At 40.9% G+C, this 17,960-nt stretch carries 11 protein-coding genes and 2 tRNA genes; 4 read left to right on the top strand and 9 right to left on the bottom strand.

Features of this window, described 5'->3' with window-relative positions; genetic code table 11:
* Window positions 1-101 precede the first annotated feature (101 nt).
* From GNF10_RS15085 to GNF10_RS15075, 3 genes are all read right to left on the bottom strand, one after another.
* Entirely contained in the window at window positions 102-608 is a 507-nt protein-coding gene (locus tag GNF10_RS15085) for a GNAT family N-acetyltransferase (RefSeq protein ID WP_311774161.1), read from the bottom strand.
* A 75-nt stretch (window positions 609-683) separates the two neighbouring features.
* The gene (locus tag GNF10_RS15080) at window positions 684-2,288 is read right to left on the bottom strand and encodes a 2-isopropylmalate synthase (protein ID WP_185586605.1); all 1,605 of its coding nucleotides are present in this window, start codon (window positions 2,286-2,288) and stop codon (window positions 684-686) included.
* Window positions 2,289-2,383: 95 nt separating this feature from the next.
* On the bottom strand, window positions 2,384-2,905 hold the full coding sequence (locus GNF10_RS15075; protein ID WP_041565194.1) for an NYN domain-containing protein: 522 nt from the start codon (window positions 2,903-2,905) through the stop codon (window positions 2,384-2,386).
* 742 nt (window positions 2,906-3,647) lie between these two features.
* On the opposite strand from GNF10_RS15075, the gene GNF10_RS15070 reads away from it, so the two are divergent.
* Window positions 3,648-6,008, top strand: coding sequence for a CHASE2 domain-containing serine/threonine-protein kinase (locus GNF10_RS15070; protein ID WP_185586604.1), 2,361 nt, complete (start codon window positions 3,648-3,650; stop codon window positions 6,006-6,008).
* A 234-nt stretch (window positions 6,009-6,242) separates the two neighbouring features.
* Here GNF10_RS15070 and gorA read toward each other — a convergent pair whose 3' ends face one another.
* Both gorA and GNF10_RS15060 read right to left on the bottom strand, forming a co-directional pair.
* Complete coding sequence (gene gorA, locus GNF10_RS15065) at window positions 6,243-7,601, bottom strand: glutathione-disulfide reductase (RefSeq protein ID WP_185586603.1); 1,359 nt, start codon at window positions 7,599-7,601, stop codon at window positions 6,243-6,245.
* 333 nt (window positions 7,602-7,934) lie between these two features.
* Window positions 7,935-10,259 (bottom strand): NB-ARC domain-containing protein, encoded by a 2,325-nt coding sequence (locus GNF10_RS15060; RefSeq protein ID WP_185586602.1) that lies wholly within the window; start codon window positions 10,257-10,259, stop codon window positions 7,935-7,937.
* 233 nt (window positions 10,260-10,492) lie between these two features.
* Here GNF10_RS15060 and GNF10_RS15055 point away from each other — a divergent pair, with 233 nt between their 5' ends.
* Complete coding sequence (locus tag GNF10_RS15055; RefSeq protein WP_185586601.1) at window positions 10,493-11,344, top strand: peptidoglycan-binding protein; 852 nt, start codon at window positions 10,493-10,495, stop codon at window positions 11,342-11,344.
* Window positions 11,345-11,477: 133 nt separating this feature from the next.
* Here the strand turns inward: GNF10_RS15055 and GNF10_RS15050 are convergent, their stop codons facing one another.
* A complete protein-coding gene (locus tag GNF10_RS15050; protein ID WP_185586600.1) occupies window positions 11,478-12,137 on the bottom strand; it encodes an exonuclease in 660 nt (219 codons plus the stop codon).
* 149 nt (window positions 12,138-12,286) lie between these two features.
* Here GNF10_RS15050 and GNF10_RS15045 point away from each other — a divergent pair, with 149 nt between their 5' ends.
* Window positions 12,287-14,545 (top strand): helix-turn-helix transcriptional regulator, encoded by a 2,259-nt coding sequence (locus tag GNF10_RS15045; protein WP_185607177.1) that lies wholly within the window; start codon window positions 12,287-12,289, stop codon window positions 14,543-14,545.
* 194 nt (window positions 14,546-14,739) lie between these two features.
* On the opposite strand, the gene GNF10_RS15040 is transcribed toward GNF10_RS15045, so the two are convergent.
* The 3 genes from GNF10_RS15040 to GNF10_RS15030 all read right to left on the bottom strand — a co-directional run bounded on the left by GNF10_RS15040 (window position 14,740) and on the right by GNF10_RS15030 (window position 16,674).
* A complete protein-coding gene (locus tag GNF10_RS15040; RefSeq protein ID WP_185581725.1) occupies window positions 14,740-16,341 on the bottom strand; it encodes a TROVE domain-containing protein in 1,602 nt (533 codons plus the stop codon).
* 37 nt (window positions 16,342-16,378) lie between these two features.
* Window positions 16,379-16,500 (bottom strand) — tRNA-OTHER (locus GNF10_RS15035).
* Window positions 16,501-16,544: 44 nt separating this feature from the next.
* Window positions 16,545-16,674, bottom strand: a tRNA-OTHER gene (locus GNF10_RS15030).
* A gap of 518 nt (window positions 16,675-17,192) precedes the next feature.
* Between GNF10_RS15030 and GNF10_RS15025 the strand changes: the two genes are divergently transcribed.
* Entirely contained in the window at window positions 17,193-17,924 is a 732-nt protein-coding gene (locus tag GNF10_RS15025; RefSeq protein ID WP_185581631.1) for a hypothetical protein, read from the top strand.
* Window positions 17,925-17,960: the final 36 nt, after the last annotated feature.

Below are 17,960 nucleotides of genomic sequence, written 5' to 3'. Positions count from 1 at the left end.
AATCGACAGAGTATGACTTCATTTAAAAGTATTTATATTTTCATCTAGTGTACCTTGTAACAGACGGAAGTGCTGTAACTAAATCAAAATTAGTTGTTTTGTTAAATCAAATCCAATTGCATTGTATTCCCTTCAGAGAAATCGAGGCTGGAGTAAACTGGTTTGCCTAATGGCGAGGCGTTAAGAACTACTCGCGTGCAACCGATCGCTTTTAAATATTCAATTGCTTTATTAGTTAAGGATTTGGCAATTCCTTGCCTGCGGTAAGCTTGTTCAACGTAAACGCCCCAAATATATCCAAACTTGCGATATTCATCTTTGAAAACATTCGGGTATAAACCTGCAAACAGTTGACAACTTACAGAACCCAGAACTGTATTATCAATCTCTGCAATAAAAGCCTTATAAAATAAATCTCGACGCGCTTCTTCTATAAATTGGAGGGTAATATTATGCCACTCCAGAATAATATTACTCTCATCAACACCAATATCTAGCCACATTTGGTAAGAGTGTTTTGCAATCAGTGAGTCTTCTTTGGTAGTAGCTTCTCTAATAGTTATATGTTTTTCTATCAGCATAATTTCTAACAAATTTTTGGAACTCACAAATAACTCCTCCCCAAAGTTGGAGAGGAGTTTGTTAGCATCAGCTAAAAAATAGCAGTTTCACAGATGCCGATCTCAGACTTTCTGTGCAGTTACTTCCTCTGGTTTTTCTTGCCTTTGCAACGCAGAATACAACCTATTGAGCGCATTTACATAAGCTTGTGCGGATGCCACGATGATATCTGTGTTCGCTGCATGACCAGAAAAAACTTTCGATTCATAACGTAAACGGATCGTCACTTCGCCAATGGCATCAATACCGGCTGTTACTGACTGCACAGAAAACTCAATCAATTCGTTGGGCACATTTACCACCCGATTGATGGCTTTGTAAACTGCATCCACTGGCCCAGTACCGATCGCAGCATCAGTTAATTCTTCACCTTCTGGGGTACGCAGGGTGACTGTAGCAGTAGGACGGGCATTGCTACCACAGGAAACTTGTACCAACTCTACCCGGAACAAATCGGGTGCTTGTTGGATTTCATCGTTAACGATCGCTTCCAAATCCCAATCAGAAATATCTTTCTTTTTATCTGCTACTTCTTTGAATCTAACGAAGGCTTTATTTAACTCCGTATCCGACAGTTCAAAACCCAATTCTTTTAATCGAGTGCGGAAAGCATTTCTCCCTGAATGTTTGCCCAAAACTATTTGATTGTCTGTTAAGCCAATCAGTTGAGCATCCATAATCTCGTAGGTGAGCTTGTTTTTTAGCACACCATCTTGGTGAATCCCAGACTCATGAGCAAAGGCATTCGCCCCAACGATCGCTTTATTTGGTTGTACCAACATTCCCGTCAAATTAGAAACTAAGCGTGAGGTTTTGTAAATTTGTCGGGTGTCGATATTTGTCAGCGATTCTTGAGATTCTTCTGGTCTACCGAGATAAGGGTTAAAATATTGCCGCCGGACGTGTAGCGCCATTACTAATTCTTCTAGTGAGGCATTGCCGGCACGTTCACCAATACCATTGATCGTACATTCTAGTTGCCTTGCACCATTTTTTACGGCTTCTAAGAAGTTAGCAACTGCCAAGCCTAAATCATTATGACCGTGAACGGAAATAATCGCTTGGTCGATGTTGGGAACATTTTCAATAATGCCTTTAATTATTGCCCCAAATTCGCTAGGGGTGGTGTAACCCACGGTATCGGGAATGTTAACTGTTGTTGCACCAGCTGCGATCGTTCGCTCTAACACTTGGTACAAAAATTCTGGATCGGAACGAGCCGCATCCATTGGCGAAAATTCAACATCTGTCATGAAGGATTTGGCATAAGCTACCATTTCTTCGGCGATCGCTAGCACTTCTGCTCGTGACTTCCGTAACTGATACTCTAAATGAATATCAGAAGTCGAAATAAATGTGTGAATTCTGCCCTTTACGGCTGGTTTTAATGCTTCTGCGGCCGCTTCAATATCTGCTTTAATCGCTCTTGCCAAACTGCAAATTACCGGGCCATTTTCTGTCCCCACAATTTGGGCAATCTTGCTGACTGCTTCAAAATCTCCGGGACTAGCAAAGGCAAAGCCTGCCTCAATTATATCCACACCCAGACGCGCTAGTTGCTTGGCAATAACTAGCTTTTCGTCTATATTCAAAGTCGCTCCCGGGCACTGCTCTCCATCTCGCAGTGTAGTATCAAAAATGATAATTCGATCTGTTTTGTTTGTCATTTGCGCTTTGTTGTTTAATTTTTACTTGTGGCTCAATATATCTTCAACCTTAGTTTTTCTTTTACTCTTACCTTTGTAAATAATTGCTAAGGCTATTAACCTTCGGTTTTTTCTATTTGATCTCTGATATCATTTAAATCTATATATCTATCAGTAGCGTTGCGTAGTTCTCTAGCGATCATTCCTTCTGTTGATACTACCGTAATATGTGTATTTTTTGAGCGTAATAGTTCGATTGCTCGTTCAAAATCTCCATCACCACTGAATAATACTACTCGGTCATACTGGTCTACTGTATTAAACATATCTACAACAATTTCAATATCTAAATTCGCTTTTTGCGAGTAACGACCAGAAGTATCATCATAATATTCTTTAAGGATTTTAGTTCGGACTGTATATCCTAGACTAATTAGAGCATCTCTAAAACCTCGTTGATCTTGTGGGTCTTTTAAGCCAGTGTACCAGAATGCATTAATTAATGTTGTTTCTGATTGCTCATGTTTAAAGTATTCTAAGACTCGCCGTGGGTCAAAAAACCACCCATTTTTTTGTTGAGCATAGAACATATTGTTTCCGTCTACAAAAATAGACAGACGATTCATTGGAGAACCCATACAAACTTACACCTAATAATATATATGAATTTAGATGGAACAATAGATTATAGCAATTTTCAAATAGCAAGTTTGCTAATATCTATAAAGTAGCTCTTCATCTATAGCTTTTATCCTACCTCTTTCAAGGCATAAAAACGGATGCAACATTGGAGTTAAGATGCTGGGTGCTAAACCTTATTCACCTCCAGCACTGCAAGAGCTACCATCTGATCAAAATCTACCAATAAAATTGAACCAGTAACAGCATTTATCGCTGTATAACATTAAAGTTTACTCCTAAAGAGGTATAGCATAAGCTTAGGGTAGGATATAAGTTTATGCCTATCTATAGGTAGAGCTTTCAGTATCAGGACATGCTTTCTGGGAGTACCAATATTGCGCCAAAGACAGAAGACGACTTGGGACAGCTTCTGGTAAAACACCCAGTTAGGAGCGTACCTGTTGGTTAGGTTAGGATCAAATCTCGCCGCAACCAATTAGCAGAGGCGAAATAGATTCGGCTCTGATCTGTGAGACAATCACTAGTTGTAACTCACTTAACAGAAAAACAATAATTTAGGCAGTACCTGAGTAGGAATCTCTTCTTGGGGGCTAGCTCTGCCAATAAAGGTTTGTTGATGAATAGAAGATACTTTACAAATGTATAAGATTATCATTTAAGTCTTATTTAAATGTGCTTGCACTAAAACGTGGTCTGAATAAATAAAAGTGTTGGACTTAAATCAATCAGTAACACGATATGGCAGAAGAACCTACATCTACCTTAACTAAAAACTATGTCTCTGCTGCCAATAGACTGTCAAGTAAACCGACAAAAGTAACGTCAACAGCATCGGCTCGCCAGTCTAGAAGGATGATTCGCTTAGGTCATCTCCTGGCTGGAGCTTGCGTAATGGGTGCAGCATTGCTGAGTGCTTCTGGGGGCGAATCGGTTAAATTGATAGAAAATAAGGCGCTTTCTGGCTTTTTTCAACTGCGTGGGCCGATTGTGCCTCCAGAAGACATCGTAATTTTAGCAATAGACGATCAGTCAATATCAGTTCCCGAACAGTACTATAAAACAAATCCAAAACAGTATGCCTACCTAGAAACACTGAAATCTTATCCTTATCAACGTGCTGCTTATGCCCAGATAATTACAAAGTTAATTAAAGCAGGTGTCCGCTCTGTAGCGATAGATGTAATTTTTGACACGCCAAGTAGTTACGGAGTTACTGACGATCGCCAATTCCAGGCAGTATTGCAAAAATATGGCAGTAAAGTTACCTTAGCAGCCGTCTACGAAAATTCTCAGACGCACCAAGGGACTTTTACACAACTGACAGACCCACAACAGATGTTTCGTACAGGGTCAGTTTCCATTGGCTCAGTTAATTTCCCCGTAGAGGTGGATGGTAAAGTTCATCGATTGGCGAGTGAGTTTTCTAAGTCGTTGGCTGAAGACAATTTGATCGAGAAGCTACCCTCTTTTGATGAAGCAGTACTCAGAACAGCGCAAGTAAATTATCCGCGACCAAAAGGCGATCGCATTTATTTTTGGGGTTCTGCTGGTACATTTGAGCAAATACCCTTTTGGCACGTACTCGATCCGGAAAATTGGAACACCTATTTGCAGCAGGGAAAGGTCTTCAAAGACAAGATAGTGCTAATTGGTGCGACAGATAAGTTAAATAATGATTATTATCCAGTCGCTGCTAGCAACAGCGCTAAACCGATGTCGGGCGTGGAAATTCACGCCAATGCGATCGCAACTTTGATGTCAGGGAAAGCGATCGCTCCAGGAATTAACACACCACCATTGCAGGGTTTGTTTGTGCTAGCTCTAGTTGGCAGTGCAGCCTTGATAATTAGCAGACGCAAGCGTAGCATCAATAGATTTTTATATAGCCTCGCCCTATCTGGTGCTTGGTTAGGAATTAGCTATGGGTTATTTGTCTATGGTGGATTAATTTTTCCTGCGATTGTACCAATGATGGCGATCGCCATGACCGGACTTTCCTACCTTGGAACCTCAGTCATGAGGGAAAGTATCAGAAAACGTCAATTAGTAAACATTTTCCAGAAGTATCAAACATCTCCCGTTGTTCAAGAGATTATCAGTCAACAATATGACTTGCAATACCTAATTCAGCAACGAGATTTAGCCTTATCAGGAAAAGTCTTGGCTCGACGCTACAAAATTGTCAAAGTTCTCGGTTCCGGTGGATTCAGCGAAACCTATATTGCCGAAGATACCCAACGTCCTGGGAGTCCGCGATGTGTTGTCAAGCAACTCAAACCAGCCAGCACTAAACCAGAAGCCTTGCAACTTGCTAGACGTTTATTTCACTCAGAGGCGCAAACCCTAGAAAAATTGGGAACACACGATCAGATCCCTCAACTTTTGGCGTATTTTGAAGAGGATGAAGAATTTTATCTAGTGCAAGAACAGATAATTGGTCATACTTTAAATCAGGAATTGCCACCAGGTAGAGCAATTGATGAAATTGCCGCGATCAAAATTGTCAGAGACTTATTGCAAACATTAACATTTGTTCATCAAAATAATGTGATTCATCGGGATATTAAGCCCAGTAATATTATCCGACGACACTCAGATGGAAAACTGGTATTGATTGACTTTGGAGCCGTCAAAGAAGTCAGCACAAAACAGCTTGATACTGAAGAGCAAACCCCCTTTACCATTGGAATTGGGACTCAGGGTTACGCACCCAGCGAACAATGTTTTGGCCGTCCCCAATACAGTAGTGACATCTATGCAGTGGGTATGGTTGGGATTAGAGCCTTGACTGGTGTAGCACCCCGTGAGCTAGATAGAGATGCTGATGGAGAGATAAAATGGAGCGATGCCTACGGCGATAAACTACGCTCTCAGGTAAGCCGCTCCGTTGCTAATATTCTCAGTAAAATGGTACTGGATGACTTCAAACAGCGATATCAGTCTGCATCAGAGGCTCTTGAGGATCTGAAAGCTTTTGACGATGTGGTAAATTCCCACAGCAGATACCCCATGCTAGGGGATGACTCATTAACAAATACTTTAGACCAATTAAACGCTCCCACAAAATCTTGCTCAGAGGTATCCTCAGAAACTTCTTGAGAAGCACGCGGGGACACGGGAAGAATAATTGGCAGTTGGGAGCAATGCTCTAACAGTGAAATGTGGAGGCCGGGGAGACAGGGGAAGAGAAAGAAATAAGTGTATTCAGGGCTATAACGCTCGTAAAAAATACTAAAATTTTCTCTTCACTTCCCCGCCTCCCCCTGCTCCCCCTGCTCTTTTCACGATGATCTCACTTTTTCGCGTTGCTCCCCTGCCCCCTACCTCCTTCACTCATTCCTGCACCTGATTTAACGAAAAAAATTCTTCTCCTACCGTAGGATGAATACCTATTATTTCATCCAAGTCTTCCTTGGTAATGCCCTTGCGAATTGCCACACCCAGACTTTGAATAATATCTGCTGCGTGTTCACCCACCAGATGAGCGCCCAAAACTTGCCCAGAATCACCATTTAAGACTAACTTCATAGTGGTAAGCTCATTCTGTTCAGTTATCTGATACAAAAGTGGTTGAAATTGGGTGTAGTAGCATTGTACAGATTCACCAAATTTTTCCCGTGCCTTCGCCTCTGTCATGCCCACACCAGCCGCTTCTGGACGGCAAAAAACAGCAGAGGGCACATAATCATAATCCAGTTTTTGCACCTTGTTGCCAAAAACTGTATTGGCAAAAGCAATACCTTCTGCCTTCGCCACTGGAGACAATTGCACTCGGCTGGTGCAGTCACCCACAGCAAAAATATTTTCTTGGCTGGTGCGGCTGTATTCATCTACTTTGATTGCACCATGTTCGCCAAGTTCAACATGGACATTTTCTAAACCAAGATTCTTGGTATTTGGAGCGTAGCCTGTGGCAACCAAGATCGTATCTGCTGTAATTATTTCTCGCTTCTTACCAGTAATAGTTAATAACAAACTCTCATCTGAGTATTTGATTTCTTGAACAGTACTACTAGTCAATAACTTAATTCCGCGTTTCCTTAAACCTTGTTGTACCGAAGAGCGAATGTCATCATCAAACCCTGATAAAATCATCTCGTCTTTTTCAATCATTGTCACCTGGCAACCGAAAGCGTGCATCATGCTGGAAAATTCTACGCCAATGTAGCCACCGCCAATAATTGCTAAACGTTTTGGTAGGTAAGGTAACTGAAACATCTCGCGGGATGTAATAGCATATTCTATACCTGGAATTTTGGGCTTGAGGGGTTGCCCTCCCACAGCAATTAAAATTTTGTCGGCTGTAACTTTAAGTCCATTGATATCGACAGTATGAGCATCGATGAAAGTGGCACGATCGCAAATTAGTTCAATTCCAGCTTTGTGTAATTGCTGAAAGTAAGTCTGGTTGAGGGTGTCAAGATGCTGATGTACTGACTTAATGAATAATGTCCAGTCAAAATATGTTTGACATTCACTCCATCCATAACTGGGCGCTATTTGCTTTTGTAGGGCGAAGTCAGCAGCGTAGACAATCAGTTTTTTGGGAATGCAACCGCGATTTACACAAGTTCCACCGATAGATTCTTGTTCGGCAATAGCGACACGAACACCGTAACTAGCTGCTTTTTTAGCTGCTGCCAATCCACCAGGCCCAGCACCAATGACAAACAGGTTGTAATCAAATGCCATAAAAATCTGTTCCTTTTTTACTTTTTGGAAAGCAGAGCTATTTCATTCCTTATAGTTATTCAGACAAAACTTAATCTACTGTCTTTGGGTGGACAAGTTTGGATGGAACCATTCTGATATGTAGCAAATTGCCGCTTTGCTTGCAATTAGATTGAAAAGGAATAGCGTAGGCGCAGCCCAACCTAGGCATCGCTCGAATACTGCTAAGTTATATTACATTATCTTGTAAAAAAATATTTTACCTAGTTTTGGTGGATATGCGATCGCGCTTTTAGGGATTTCCAATAAATAAATTATCCCATCTTGTTGGGTGGGCAACATAAGTGGCTATGATTACAGTGAATCAAGGAAAATTTGCATCTCCTGTGCATCCCGTGTCATTCCCAAGAGCTTAAAACCATCAATAGCCTTAATTGACATTTGGTAGGCTTTCTCTGCACTTCCCCACTTTTTCTCCCAACGGGCAAAAGAACGCTGATAGCGAGCCAAACGTCGCTTGTTGTGAGTCATTTCAGCGACAGTGAAGCCTTGAATTAATAGTTTTTCAGCTTGATCGCGATCGCCTTGTTCAATTGCAATATCAGCCAGCCAATTTTGAGCAGAATTGATTACCCGATGCCAACTAATTTTTTCTGCACTTTTCATCACCTCTTGAAAGAGCTTCTTTGCTGAAAGATATTCAGCTTCTAAATAATGGATTTCAGCCTGATGATAAAGAACGGGAATAAAATAGCGGATGTGCTGTCGCTCTTCTAGATTCGCCTCGATCACCAATTTTTCTTCTACCGTTAGCCAGTGGCGTGCATCTTGATAATCCTTCTGTCTAATTTGCAGCCTAGCCATACTTTCGGCTAAGTCAGCCTGAACGCATAAATCTGCATGGTCACGCAAAATCCACGTCCGTCGCAAAATTTTATCTGCTTCTTTCAGACTCACAGAGGAACACTCTCGAATTAGTAGCCAGCTTTTGCGGACGATGATTTTTACAAAACAAGACCATTCACCACGCCGTTCTGATTGTTCTATGAGCCATTGTAGCCAATCTAAGCGATCGTCCCAATAGGCATACAGATTTGCATAGTGGCTTAAGAGAAGCCATAAATCCCTAACTGCTTCATAGTGTTCTTTGTCTTCACACCAATGAAGTACTGCTCGCAGATTTCCTTCTTCCGGTTCTAACTTATTGTAATGTATCCATTTTTCCCAATCTTCTCCGGCATAATTGTGGGCAAAATCAAGATACCATCTCACCCAGCGCCTCCGTGCTTCCTTCTCAAAATCTGGGTAAGCGGCTAATTCTGCTAAGGCATATTCACGAGTCAGAGAGAGCATATCAAACCGCTTAGTCTCTGGGTTGAGATTCACCAACGAAAGTTGCTGCAAACGCGCCAAGCCATTATTTACAACATCAGGAGCGGCTGTTAGTCCAGCAACCTCAGCCACAGCTGCGAGTATGGCAGAGTCAGGAAAAATCGCCAGTGACATGAGTAACTTGTGCGGTGGTTGTCCCTTAATTCCTTGCACTGATTGCTCAAAGCAAAAACGAGCTACATCACCTGTAGCCGAGGTTAATCGAGTCAATACCGAGTTTAGGGAGTAGCCACCGGATAATTGACCAAGCGAATATACGATCGCCAGAGGGATGCCACCAGTGCGATCGTAGAGTTGCTTAGAGTCCTGATCGTTGATGCTTATACCTTTTTCTTCAGCTTGTTGTCGAATCAACTGCAAACCATCATTTGGAGGTAAGTTTCGCAGACGGATTGGCAGCAAGGCAATTTGTTCGCGGCTAGTAATTATTACTTTGATGCAAATGGGTAGATTATATAAAAACTCAATAACCTCATTCCTATCTTCTATAGTCTCCATATTGTCCACAATCAACAGTGTTCTCCGTTTTGAGAGAATTTGGCGAACACGATCAAATTGGTCATTGGGAGGAGATTGAAGAATTGTCGGGTCGTCTAAAGCATTAGCAATTTCTCGAAAGATATCGCGTAGATTACGCTGTCCCTGTTGCCGCCACAATATACTGTTAGTTGGAATAAGTTCTTGTTGTTTGGCTGAAGTGAAAATAATCGCATCAAATTTGGGTGCGTCATAAACGTTTTCGTTACTAGCTTTTAAGCATAGGTAAGCAGCTGCTAACACCAGCGCCGTTTTACCTACGCCACCAATGCCATGTACTGTAATCATGTGAGCGCCATGCACTGACGAAAGGCGTTCTAATAGCTTTTTCATATCTGCCTCCCGACCAATAAATTGGGTGTAAGTCGGTGCTGGCAGATTGTGGGGGATGTCACGGCGTTGAATAGCAGCTACAACAGACCCTCTACGATAACCATGTTTTTCCAGAACGTAGACAAGATTACTGGACTTAACAGTTTTATTTGGTTCTCCTGTCAAAGCTTCGATATCCCGATAGATATTGCTTAAACCTGCTCTGACAACAGCGTTTTCTTTGTGCAAATCTTGACCAATCTTTTTCAAGCTGTACCCACAGAGTAACCCAAGTAACAAGTCTTTCCTAGTACTTTGTCTGTAACGCTTTTGAAGCATAACCTCCAAATTAGTCAGTAGTCGGTCTATCTCCCAGTCTTGCAAAATCTTGCGATTCCAACTTTTAGGTAAATTCCAATCTTCTGACTGACCTGGCATAAATATTACCCAATAAATTTGTCATCAATGTGGCGTTAGCAACATTTTAACGAACAAAAGTTTGACAAATTAGTAACATTTTTTTAACAGTGTTAACTCCTGTCTTAAATTTAACCAGTAAGCTAATTTATAAGTTTATTTTTGTCTCTAGTACGTAGAGGCTGTCGACCATATCGACTTCTAAGCTCTAAAACTTTGCCAGATGATTTTTTCACAAATTACTCAATAAAACTATGACAAATAAAACACTTAACTTTCTAAATCTCTTGTTTGGGCTAAAACAATCCCGGCGTTATTTTCCAGAAGAAAAACAAGTCTGTGTATTCAATAAACGTCCCATATTATACCGAGGCTTTTCGCCAAACTCTGCACAAGAATCAATCAATGAACTCCAAGAGCGACTGCAAGCTCAGGGTTTTCTCTCAACTATTAGTGGTAAATTTGACTTAGAAACAGAAGAGGCTGTAATTAAATTTCAGAAAGCTAATAATCTTCAGGTAGATGGGATAGTTGGGCCACTGAGTTGGGCTTGCCTTTTTTACCCAAAGCTTTACCGCAATCAAAAAAGCATGTCTCCAAAGTTACAGGATGCAGTTAAAGAACTGCAAATTATTCTCAATGAAGAAGGATTTTTCAAAAAAGAACCTGATGGGTATTTTAGTCGTGAAACTGAGAGAGGTGTTAAACGTTTTCAAAGAACTTATGGACTGAAAGATGATGGTATTGTTGGGGCTGCAACTTGGGCTGTACTTTTCGGGATGCGGCAAAAAATAGACAACAACAGCTTTCTCCAGTTAGTTTATTTTTTACCACCTCAATCCTGGTTTTTATGGGAGCAGTTTTTAATGATCTCGTTCATTATGCTGGGTATTTATTATAGCCCCATACCAGGAGATGAACCTAAATGGAATACAGCCTTAGCAACTGCCTATGGGCTTACCTGTATAGTGCCTTTTCTCTTGGAGTGTTTACCTTTGAAGCCATCGAAGCAGACTAGCTCACCGCTTTTACAATACGCTCCTTATGTGCTAACTGGTATATTTTGGAAACCAATTATCAATTTCATGGGGGGATTATTTAATTAAACATTTGGTAGTTAAATAAATGATGAGCGATGTCTACGATGGGCTACGCCTACGCTATTTTATGTTGTGTCTAATTTTCGGGTTGTGCTTGTAAAAAATTGCGATCGCTTCGGGCGGGTATGCGATCGCACTTTTATGCAGCAACTGCACTAAAGAAAAAATTCAGCCGATTAAGCCATTGATGCCAGACATGAATTAGCCTTGCACGGTCAAATTCAAAAATCTCTGCCTCTTCACCTGGCAATGCTACGACAATGAGAGCATGGTTAATTTTGCAGTTAAAGAGGCGATCGCTATAATACCGATTTACCGCACCACCATAAGCAGCTAGTTGTAAAGGCTTGTCATAAAGCTTATCAAATCTCAGTTTTGGTTCCTCGGCTGTTGTCCATTCAATTAAATGCGGAACGCCTTGATAACGAGCAACTAAATCAACTTTCCCGGCATAAAGTTCTTTATAGTTAGGCACGGCTTCTTCAACCAGTTGAACATCGCTAAGTTGGTTTAACACAGATTGAACGCTATCCCAGTAAGGCTGAATCAGGCTGTTGTCCGGTTTGGGTGAATAACCTTGCAAGTGTTCTTTAATCAACTGGTGCAGAACATTTCCTCGGCGACGGCTGTTAGCAGCAATTCGATTTGCTTCTGCATTGCCAACTTTATTGCGCCAATGGCAAAGGGCGGCTAGAGACTGCGGTGGCTGTGTCGCTTTTAAAACTGTGGTGACAGCAGGAAGAAGAACACCATTATTACCTTGATAGTAGCATCGTCCGTTGATGTAGGTAGATTTCATAAGTGTGTGAATGACTACATCAACTAGCTTCGAGGGCTGGTGTCTGAGATAGTGTCTGAGTCAGCTATCCAGAGTGTCTGACTTTGTGTATGAGTGTGTATGACTTTTAATTAACTCAGTTAAAATGATAAAAATTGCGTAGTTAGAATATGACCAAGCGAGGGCTTCAGGCATCTACAGAAGGTATCGCAAAAGCCAATCAAGCTTTGATCCGTAATAGTTTAAATAAAACTGCTTTAGCAAGAGATTTAGGACTATCTCGCGCAACAGTTACTAATTTTTTTCGTGTGATCCCAATTGAACGCCTCAATTTTGAAGAAATTTGTCAAAGGCTCGGTCTAAATTGGCAAGAGATAGTTGATATTCAAGTTTGCAAATCTCAAATAGAGGAACATCAAAATCCAACATCAAAAAATTCTGATTTTGTGGGGCGAGAGGATGCGATCGCACACCTCGATATGCTGATTGACTGTGATGCAAAAGCCATTGGTATTTATGGCAAAGGCGGTATAGGCAAAACAACACTGGCTTATCATTACTTCGAGACTCAAAACCTAGAGTATTTGGAACTTCAAGTAGGAATACAAGCTCAGTACATCACTTCTGTAAAAAGCTGGGTCAAGGATCAGCTACGTCATCAGTTTAAAGAAGAACCACAACAGGATTTCATTAGTACACTGGAGCAACTAAAGCGTAAACTTCAGAACAAACCAGTGGGTATAGTGATTGATAATCTTGAAACTGCATTAGATGAGAATGGTAAGTTTAAAAAAGACCAGATTGACTATTTAGAGCTATTCATTAGAGTTTTAAATGCTCCTAATGTCAAATCAATCACACTAATTACCAGCCGTGAGACGATAAATGAAGCTAAGTTGAGCTTTATTGAAGCTTACCAATTACCAGAGCTAGATGAGAGTGCATGGCAAAAATTTTTTAGCAGATTTGATATTAATGTCAATTGTCCAGCTATAAGCGAAATCCACAAATCTTATGGTGGTAATGCATTATGTATGAAATTCCTCCGAGAACATATACAAACAAAATATAATGGTGACTTAGAGACTTATTGGCAAGACAATAAAGAATATTTATTAAAGGGTAATATAAAACATTTAGTTGCAAGTCAATTTGACCGGATACAAGATAATAATATTTATGTTTATAATCTTATTTGCCGTTTAGGATTATATAGCTATCAAAAAATAACTCATGTTCCAATTGTTGGAATATTATGTCTACTTTGGGATGTAAGAGAAGAAGAAAAACTACCTACTATTGAGTTTTTGGAACAAAGCCATTTGCTAGAGTTCCGAAAAGGAGCCATAGATAATATACCTGAGTATTGGCAAGATAAGGTTGATTTACATATTCTGACTGCCCAAGGATGGATGTTTAATTTACAAAATCCGCAAAACGAAGTGAATTTATCAGTGTTTCGATCATCAGGATATTCTTTACATAAATTTATATGGGAAGAAGCTAAATCAAGGCTGAATTTAAGTAAAGAATCAATAGATTCTTTACTATTTTCCTTGAAAGAGCAAGTTGATAGATTGCTGAAACAATCTAAAAAATTGCAATTTTTTTTAAATTTTGTATATCAAAAGCAGCAAGCTCTTTTTTGCAGTTTTACTTATAAACAAGCTTGTATTCGTTGTTCTTATATTGAACTAGCTATAGGCATATTTGGGAATTTAGCTGATGAAATTGATCCCAGGTTTGAGCTAGAAAATTTAGGAGCAAGTAATTTTATGGATATGATTTCATCCATTGAATTAGATATTAATTTTGAAATTGCTCGGGACATCAATGGTATTCTGACATTTTTATATTGTTTTGATCCAAAATTTATATTTTGTGAAGTAAGTAATACTAGTGATTTAAGTGATATAGACTTTATTTTAGAAATTTCACCTGCAATTAAGCGTGTTCTTAATCATAAACTAAAAATAAATCCAGAGTTATATCAAGCATTACAACACATTCAATCTATTCTACCCAAAGATGTTGGAAAGATAAGTTTTTACCGTACATTATTGCAAATAGTTAATCCTGATTTAATCCCAATTACTCGAAAAATTCCGATCTTATTACTGAAAGAAGTGAAGGATATTTGTGGATATAAATTGTATACAATTATAGAAGAATTTGAGAAATGGTTTCAAGTTAATGGTCAAGAATGGCTTAATAAAATAGCAGAAGCAATGTCAAATATTCCACGCATCAATATTAGCACTGATTGGCAATTCACCGAGGAAGAGCAGCAACAACTTAGGCAATACTATGATGCTAATAGGTTATTAGTTGACTGCCTCAACAGTGCTTCTGAGAAAATGCGATCGCACATCGAAGACACCCTACTCTTACCCATCGCTGAAGTAGAAAAACGACCATTCAAAAATTAAATCGCCTTCTTCTTTGCGTCAGGTAAAAATCAAACAAAGGCGGGTGCGGGGATTGAACCCGCGAATCCCCACAATGGTGGAGACGTAACCGATAACCCTAAATTCTTCGGCCCCGAAAGGCAAGTTGCGAACAAGGATAACCCGCCATGAAGCATGAAGGATAAAGTTTTTCATCCTTTACCCTTCAGCAATATCTACAATTCACCCGTAGCAAGCATCTGGATGATCCGAGGTGTACCTGGGTCGAACCCTGCTAAATCCCAAGACAGCGAATCTTGAGGATCTACCAAAGTAATTTGGTAAGGTGTCAAGGTGACATACACCGCCTTGACGTTGGGATTTACCTTTTTGCGGTACTCTTTCAGTGCTTGACTTGGATGCTTATATCCGGCCCAGCTTTCCGAGTCAGTCCAAAAGCAGACTACATCAGCTTTGAACTTATTCTTAATCATCCAGTCGTAAGCTACAGACGCATCCGTTCCACCGAAGTTTTGGTTGCTAGCTTTGCGAACCGCAGAACTAAAACTATCTTTGGCACTGATACCTAATTCCCGGAATTCTGTAGAAAAGCCGCGAATCATATAGTTTTTCTCTGCTTTTGCTGTCACCAGTGCCATTGTGGTGGCAATTTCACAGCAAGTCAGCCCCATATCTGCAACCAAGCTACCCATAGAACCAGAAATGTCCACGGCGTGCATGAACATTTTACCTGTAGGTTGCACAACATCAAAAGACAGTTCAACTGCCTTTTCTAAAATGTCCACAATCCGAGGAACTGGATTCCAAGTTTTCTTACTACGTCCTAATGTTCCACCAGATTCATAAGTCTTGAGTGCTTTCAAAACATCAATCGGATGGATGCGACCTTTACGCAGATGTTCTCTGCGATTAAGAACTGCTTCCACTCGTAGCAAATTGTCGCTTTCATCGGCTCGCAACACACCTAGTTCAGTTAAAGAACCCAGGTTACGTAACATTGCACTTATTGGCATTTCCTGAAATAGCAACTGCCAAGCTTGCTGATCCATTTTGCCTACTGGTGCAGCCATTTCGTGAGTTAAGCGTCCTTGAGAAATAGCTTCATGGGTTTGGGTGGGATTCCGCTTCAGCCATTCGTACCACCAAATCTGCGCTAACGCCTCTGAGGGAATGTCTGTTGGCAATTCTTCCCAGCCTCTAACTACCCATTCAAAGAGTTGACGGTGATTTTCTGTAGGCGGTTTGACATGGAACAACCGCAACGCATCTCGGTGGGAGAAGCCTTGACGCTGTTGATATTTCAACAGTTGATAAGCTAAACCCTTGACATCTTCCCTTGAGAGCCAAGTTTTACCAGCTTCCCGCACTACTTTGCCAAATCCCCGCAGAGATTTTGTGTAGTTCAGCCATTCGTAGAAGTGGCTACCAGTGCGAACAACTTGCGGGAAGATTTCACCAAATGCCTGTTTTGCTTCTGGTGTTTCACCCATCGACAGCAGCACCAAAGCTAAGATAGGCGCACTGTTATTGATGGCGCGTCCATCGCTAGCATACAAAATTTCTTCCGCTACACGACCGGGATTTTCGGCAACAGCTTGTCTGACAACTACCACAAAATCTTCAGTTAATTCCTGTTTACCAGCGTAGTAAGTGCTTTTTGCTGTGCCAACCAAAAGACAGCGACGCAGCATTTTCCAAATGCCAGCATTAAACATAAAGCCACCGGAACGCCCCTGAACCATTTCTGCTTCTCGTCCAGGGATAGGCTGCTTTTGGGGTGTTTTAGTCTTATTTTTAGTGAAAAAATTGTAATTCATCGCTTCATCTCCCGGCCCTTACGGGCAAAAATGAAAGGTGGCGAAGCGGGAATCGAACCCGCGACCTCTCGAACCCTATTCGATAACCCTAATTCGTCGGCCTTTGCAGGCAAGGGATGAAAAAGGATGTTTAGCGCTCTACCTCTGAGCTACCCGCCACATAAAAATTAAAAATTAAAAATTAAAAGTTTCAGCACTAGATTTGGTGTAGTGGAGCGGGATTTGAACCCGCGACCTCCCGCTTGGCAGGCGATAACCCTCGATTCGTCGGCCTTTTCAGGCAAGGGGTGAATAAGGATATTTAGGCGCTCTATCCACTGAGCTACCCACCACATATAAAGTTATGAATTAAACATTTAAAATTCGTGACTCAGCACTGAATTTGGTGTAGCGAAGTAGGATTTTTACCTACACCTCCAGAAGTTTGATCGAGGGGTTTAAGTTATATACGATAACCCTTGATACTTCGGCCCTTCCGGGCAAGGTGGGCACTCTGTCATTTGAGCTATCCGCTACTGGCGCAAGTTAACTCTCTGGTGAAAGTTGACTTGTATTATTAATGTAGTACATGTATTATCTGTTGTCAAGGGACTGACGATTTAAATTTATAGAGTTGTTGGTTGAGTTAAAAATCTTCTTTTTTCTCTGGGTAAAAACTTTGTGCGTAGTTTACCGCCGTAGGCATCGCAGACCAATAAGAGAAGTTCCAGTTTAAATAGGCTATAACAACTACACGGTAAAGGTTTTGCCGACAATTTTGCCGCAACTTTGCCAAAAGATACAAAAAAGTGTCACAATTTTTGCCAATATATATAATATTATTTCCACAAATTCACTTGGCAAAAATCGGCATGAGTGAAAAACCCATAGAAGACAACGGCAAGGCTTTTCTCGTTCTACTTTTGCCCATCTCGTTTTTGATTATTTTCCTGGTTGCTACCTGGAGAATTTTGCTAGCGCTAATCGTGCTGGGAATTGGCTTCAAGATTTGGCAGGAATATCAATGGCAACAGTGGACTATACGAGTTAACCCAATTTTTCATCAGTTGGTTCGAGAAAATCAGGGCAGACTTACCCCTATGGATTTGGCAATCAAGGGCAATTTCCCGGGAACAACGGCAAAACGCTACTTGGATGGTAAAGCCTCGGAATTTGGTGCCAGTATAGTCAATTCCGAAGAAGCGGGGCAGTCTTATTACTTTATAACTGCCAGCATTCTCGGCAATATTCTTGACAGTAGTGAGCCTGTCAAAGAACTTCCGGCTCAACCAGTTACTAAAACTGCGCGATCGCTCCTAGCACCACCAACAACAAAACTTGAGGAGGAAGAAACAGAAACTGAATCAATACCACAGCCAACCCTAACCCATGAGGAAGCTAAACGATCGCTGGAAAAACAGTTAATTTTTGGCTCTCTGATCCAATCAGAACTTGCCAAACGGCTAAATGTCTATTCCAGCACGGTTTATAAACGACGAAACGATCCAGAGTTTCCTGAATGGAGTCGCAGTAAAGACCCTGATGGTATTGCCTGGTCATACTCAGAAAAAACTAAAGAGTTTTTCCCAGTAGAGGAGGAATAATAAGGCAAAAGTTAAAAGGCAAAAGGCAAAAGTAAG

It is taken from the genome of Nostoc sp. UCD121 (assembly GCF_014222285.1).
GTDB lineage: Bacteria > Cyanobacteriota > Cyanobacteriia > Cyanobacteriales > Nostocaceae > Nostoc.
The sequence above is the reverse complement of the archived record's forward strand: the minus strand, read 5'-3'. Positions and strand labels throughout refer to the sequence as shown.

Bases quoted from the DNA above. Each gene is read 5' to 3' on its own strand.
- gorA (WP_185586603.1), bottom strand. From the start codon at position 7,601: ATGGCATTTGATTACAACCTGTTTGTCATTGGTGCTGGGCCTGGTGGA.
- GNF10_RS15050 (WP_185586600.1), bottom strand. From the start codon at position 12,137: ATGAAATCTACCTACATCAACGGACGATGCTACTATCAAGGTAATAAT.
- GNF10_RS15055 (WP_185586601.1), top strand. From the start codon at position 10,493: ATGACAAATAAAACACTTAACTTTCTAAATCTCTTGTTTGGGCTAAAA.
- GNF10_RS15060 (WP_185586602.1), bottom strand. From the start codon at position 10,259: ATGCCAGGTCAGTCAGAAGATTGGAATTTACCTAAAAGTTGGAATCGC.
- GNF10_RS15080 (WP_185586605.1), bottom strand. From the start codon at position 2,288: ATGACAAACAAAACAGATCGAATTATCATTTTTGATACTACACTGCGA.
- GNF10_RS15070 (WP_185586604.1), top strand. From the start codon at position 3,648: ATGGCAGAAGAACCTACATCTACCTTAACTAAAAACTATGTCTCTGCT.
- GNF10_RS15075 (WP_041565194.1), bottom strand. From the start codon at position 2,905: ATGGGTTCTCCAATGAATCGTCTGTCTATTTTTGTAGACGGAAACAAT.
- GNF10_RS15025 (WP_185581631.1), top strand. From the start codon at position 17,193: ATGAGTGAAAAACCCATAGAAGACAACGGCAAGGCTTTTCTCGTTCTA.
- GNF10_RS15040 (WP_185581725.1), bottom strand. From the start codon at position 16,341: ATGAATTACAATTTTTTCACTAAAAATAAGACTAAAACACCCCAAAAG.
- GNF10_RS15045 (WP_185607177.1), top strand. From the start codon at position 12,287: ATGACCAAGCGAGGGCTTCAGGCATCTACAGAAGGTATCGCAAAAGCC.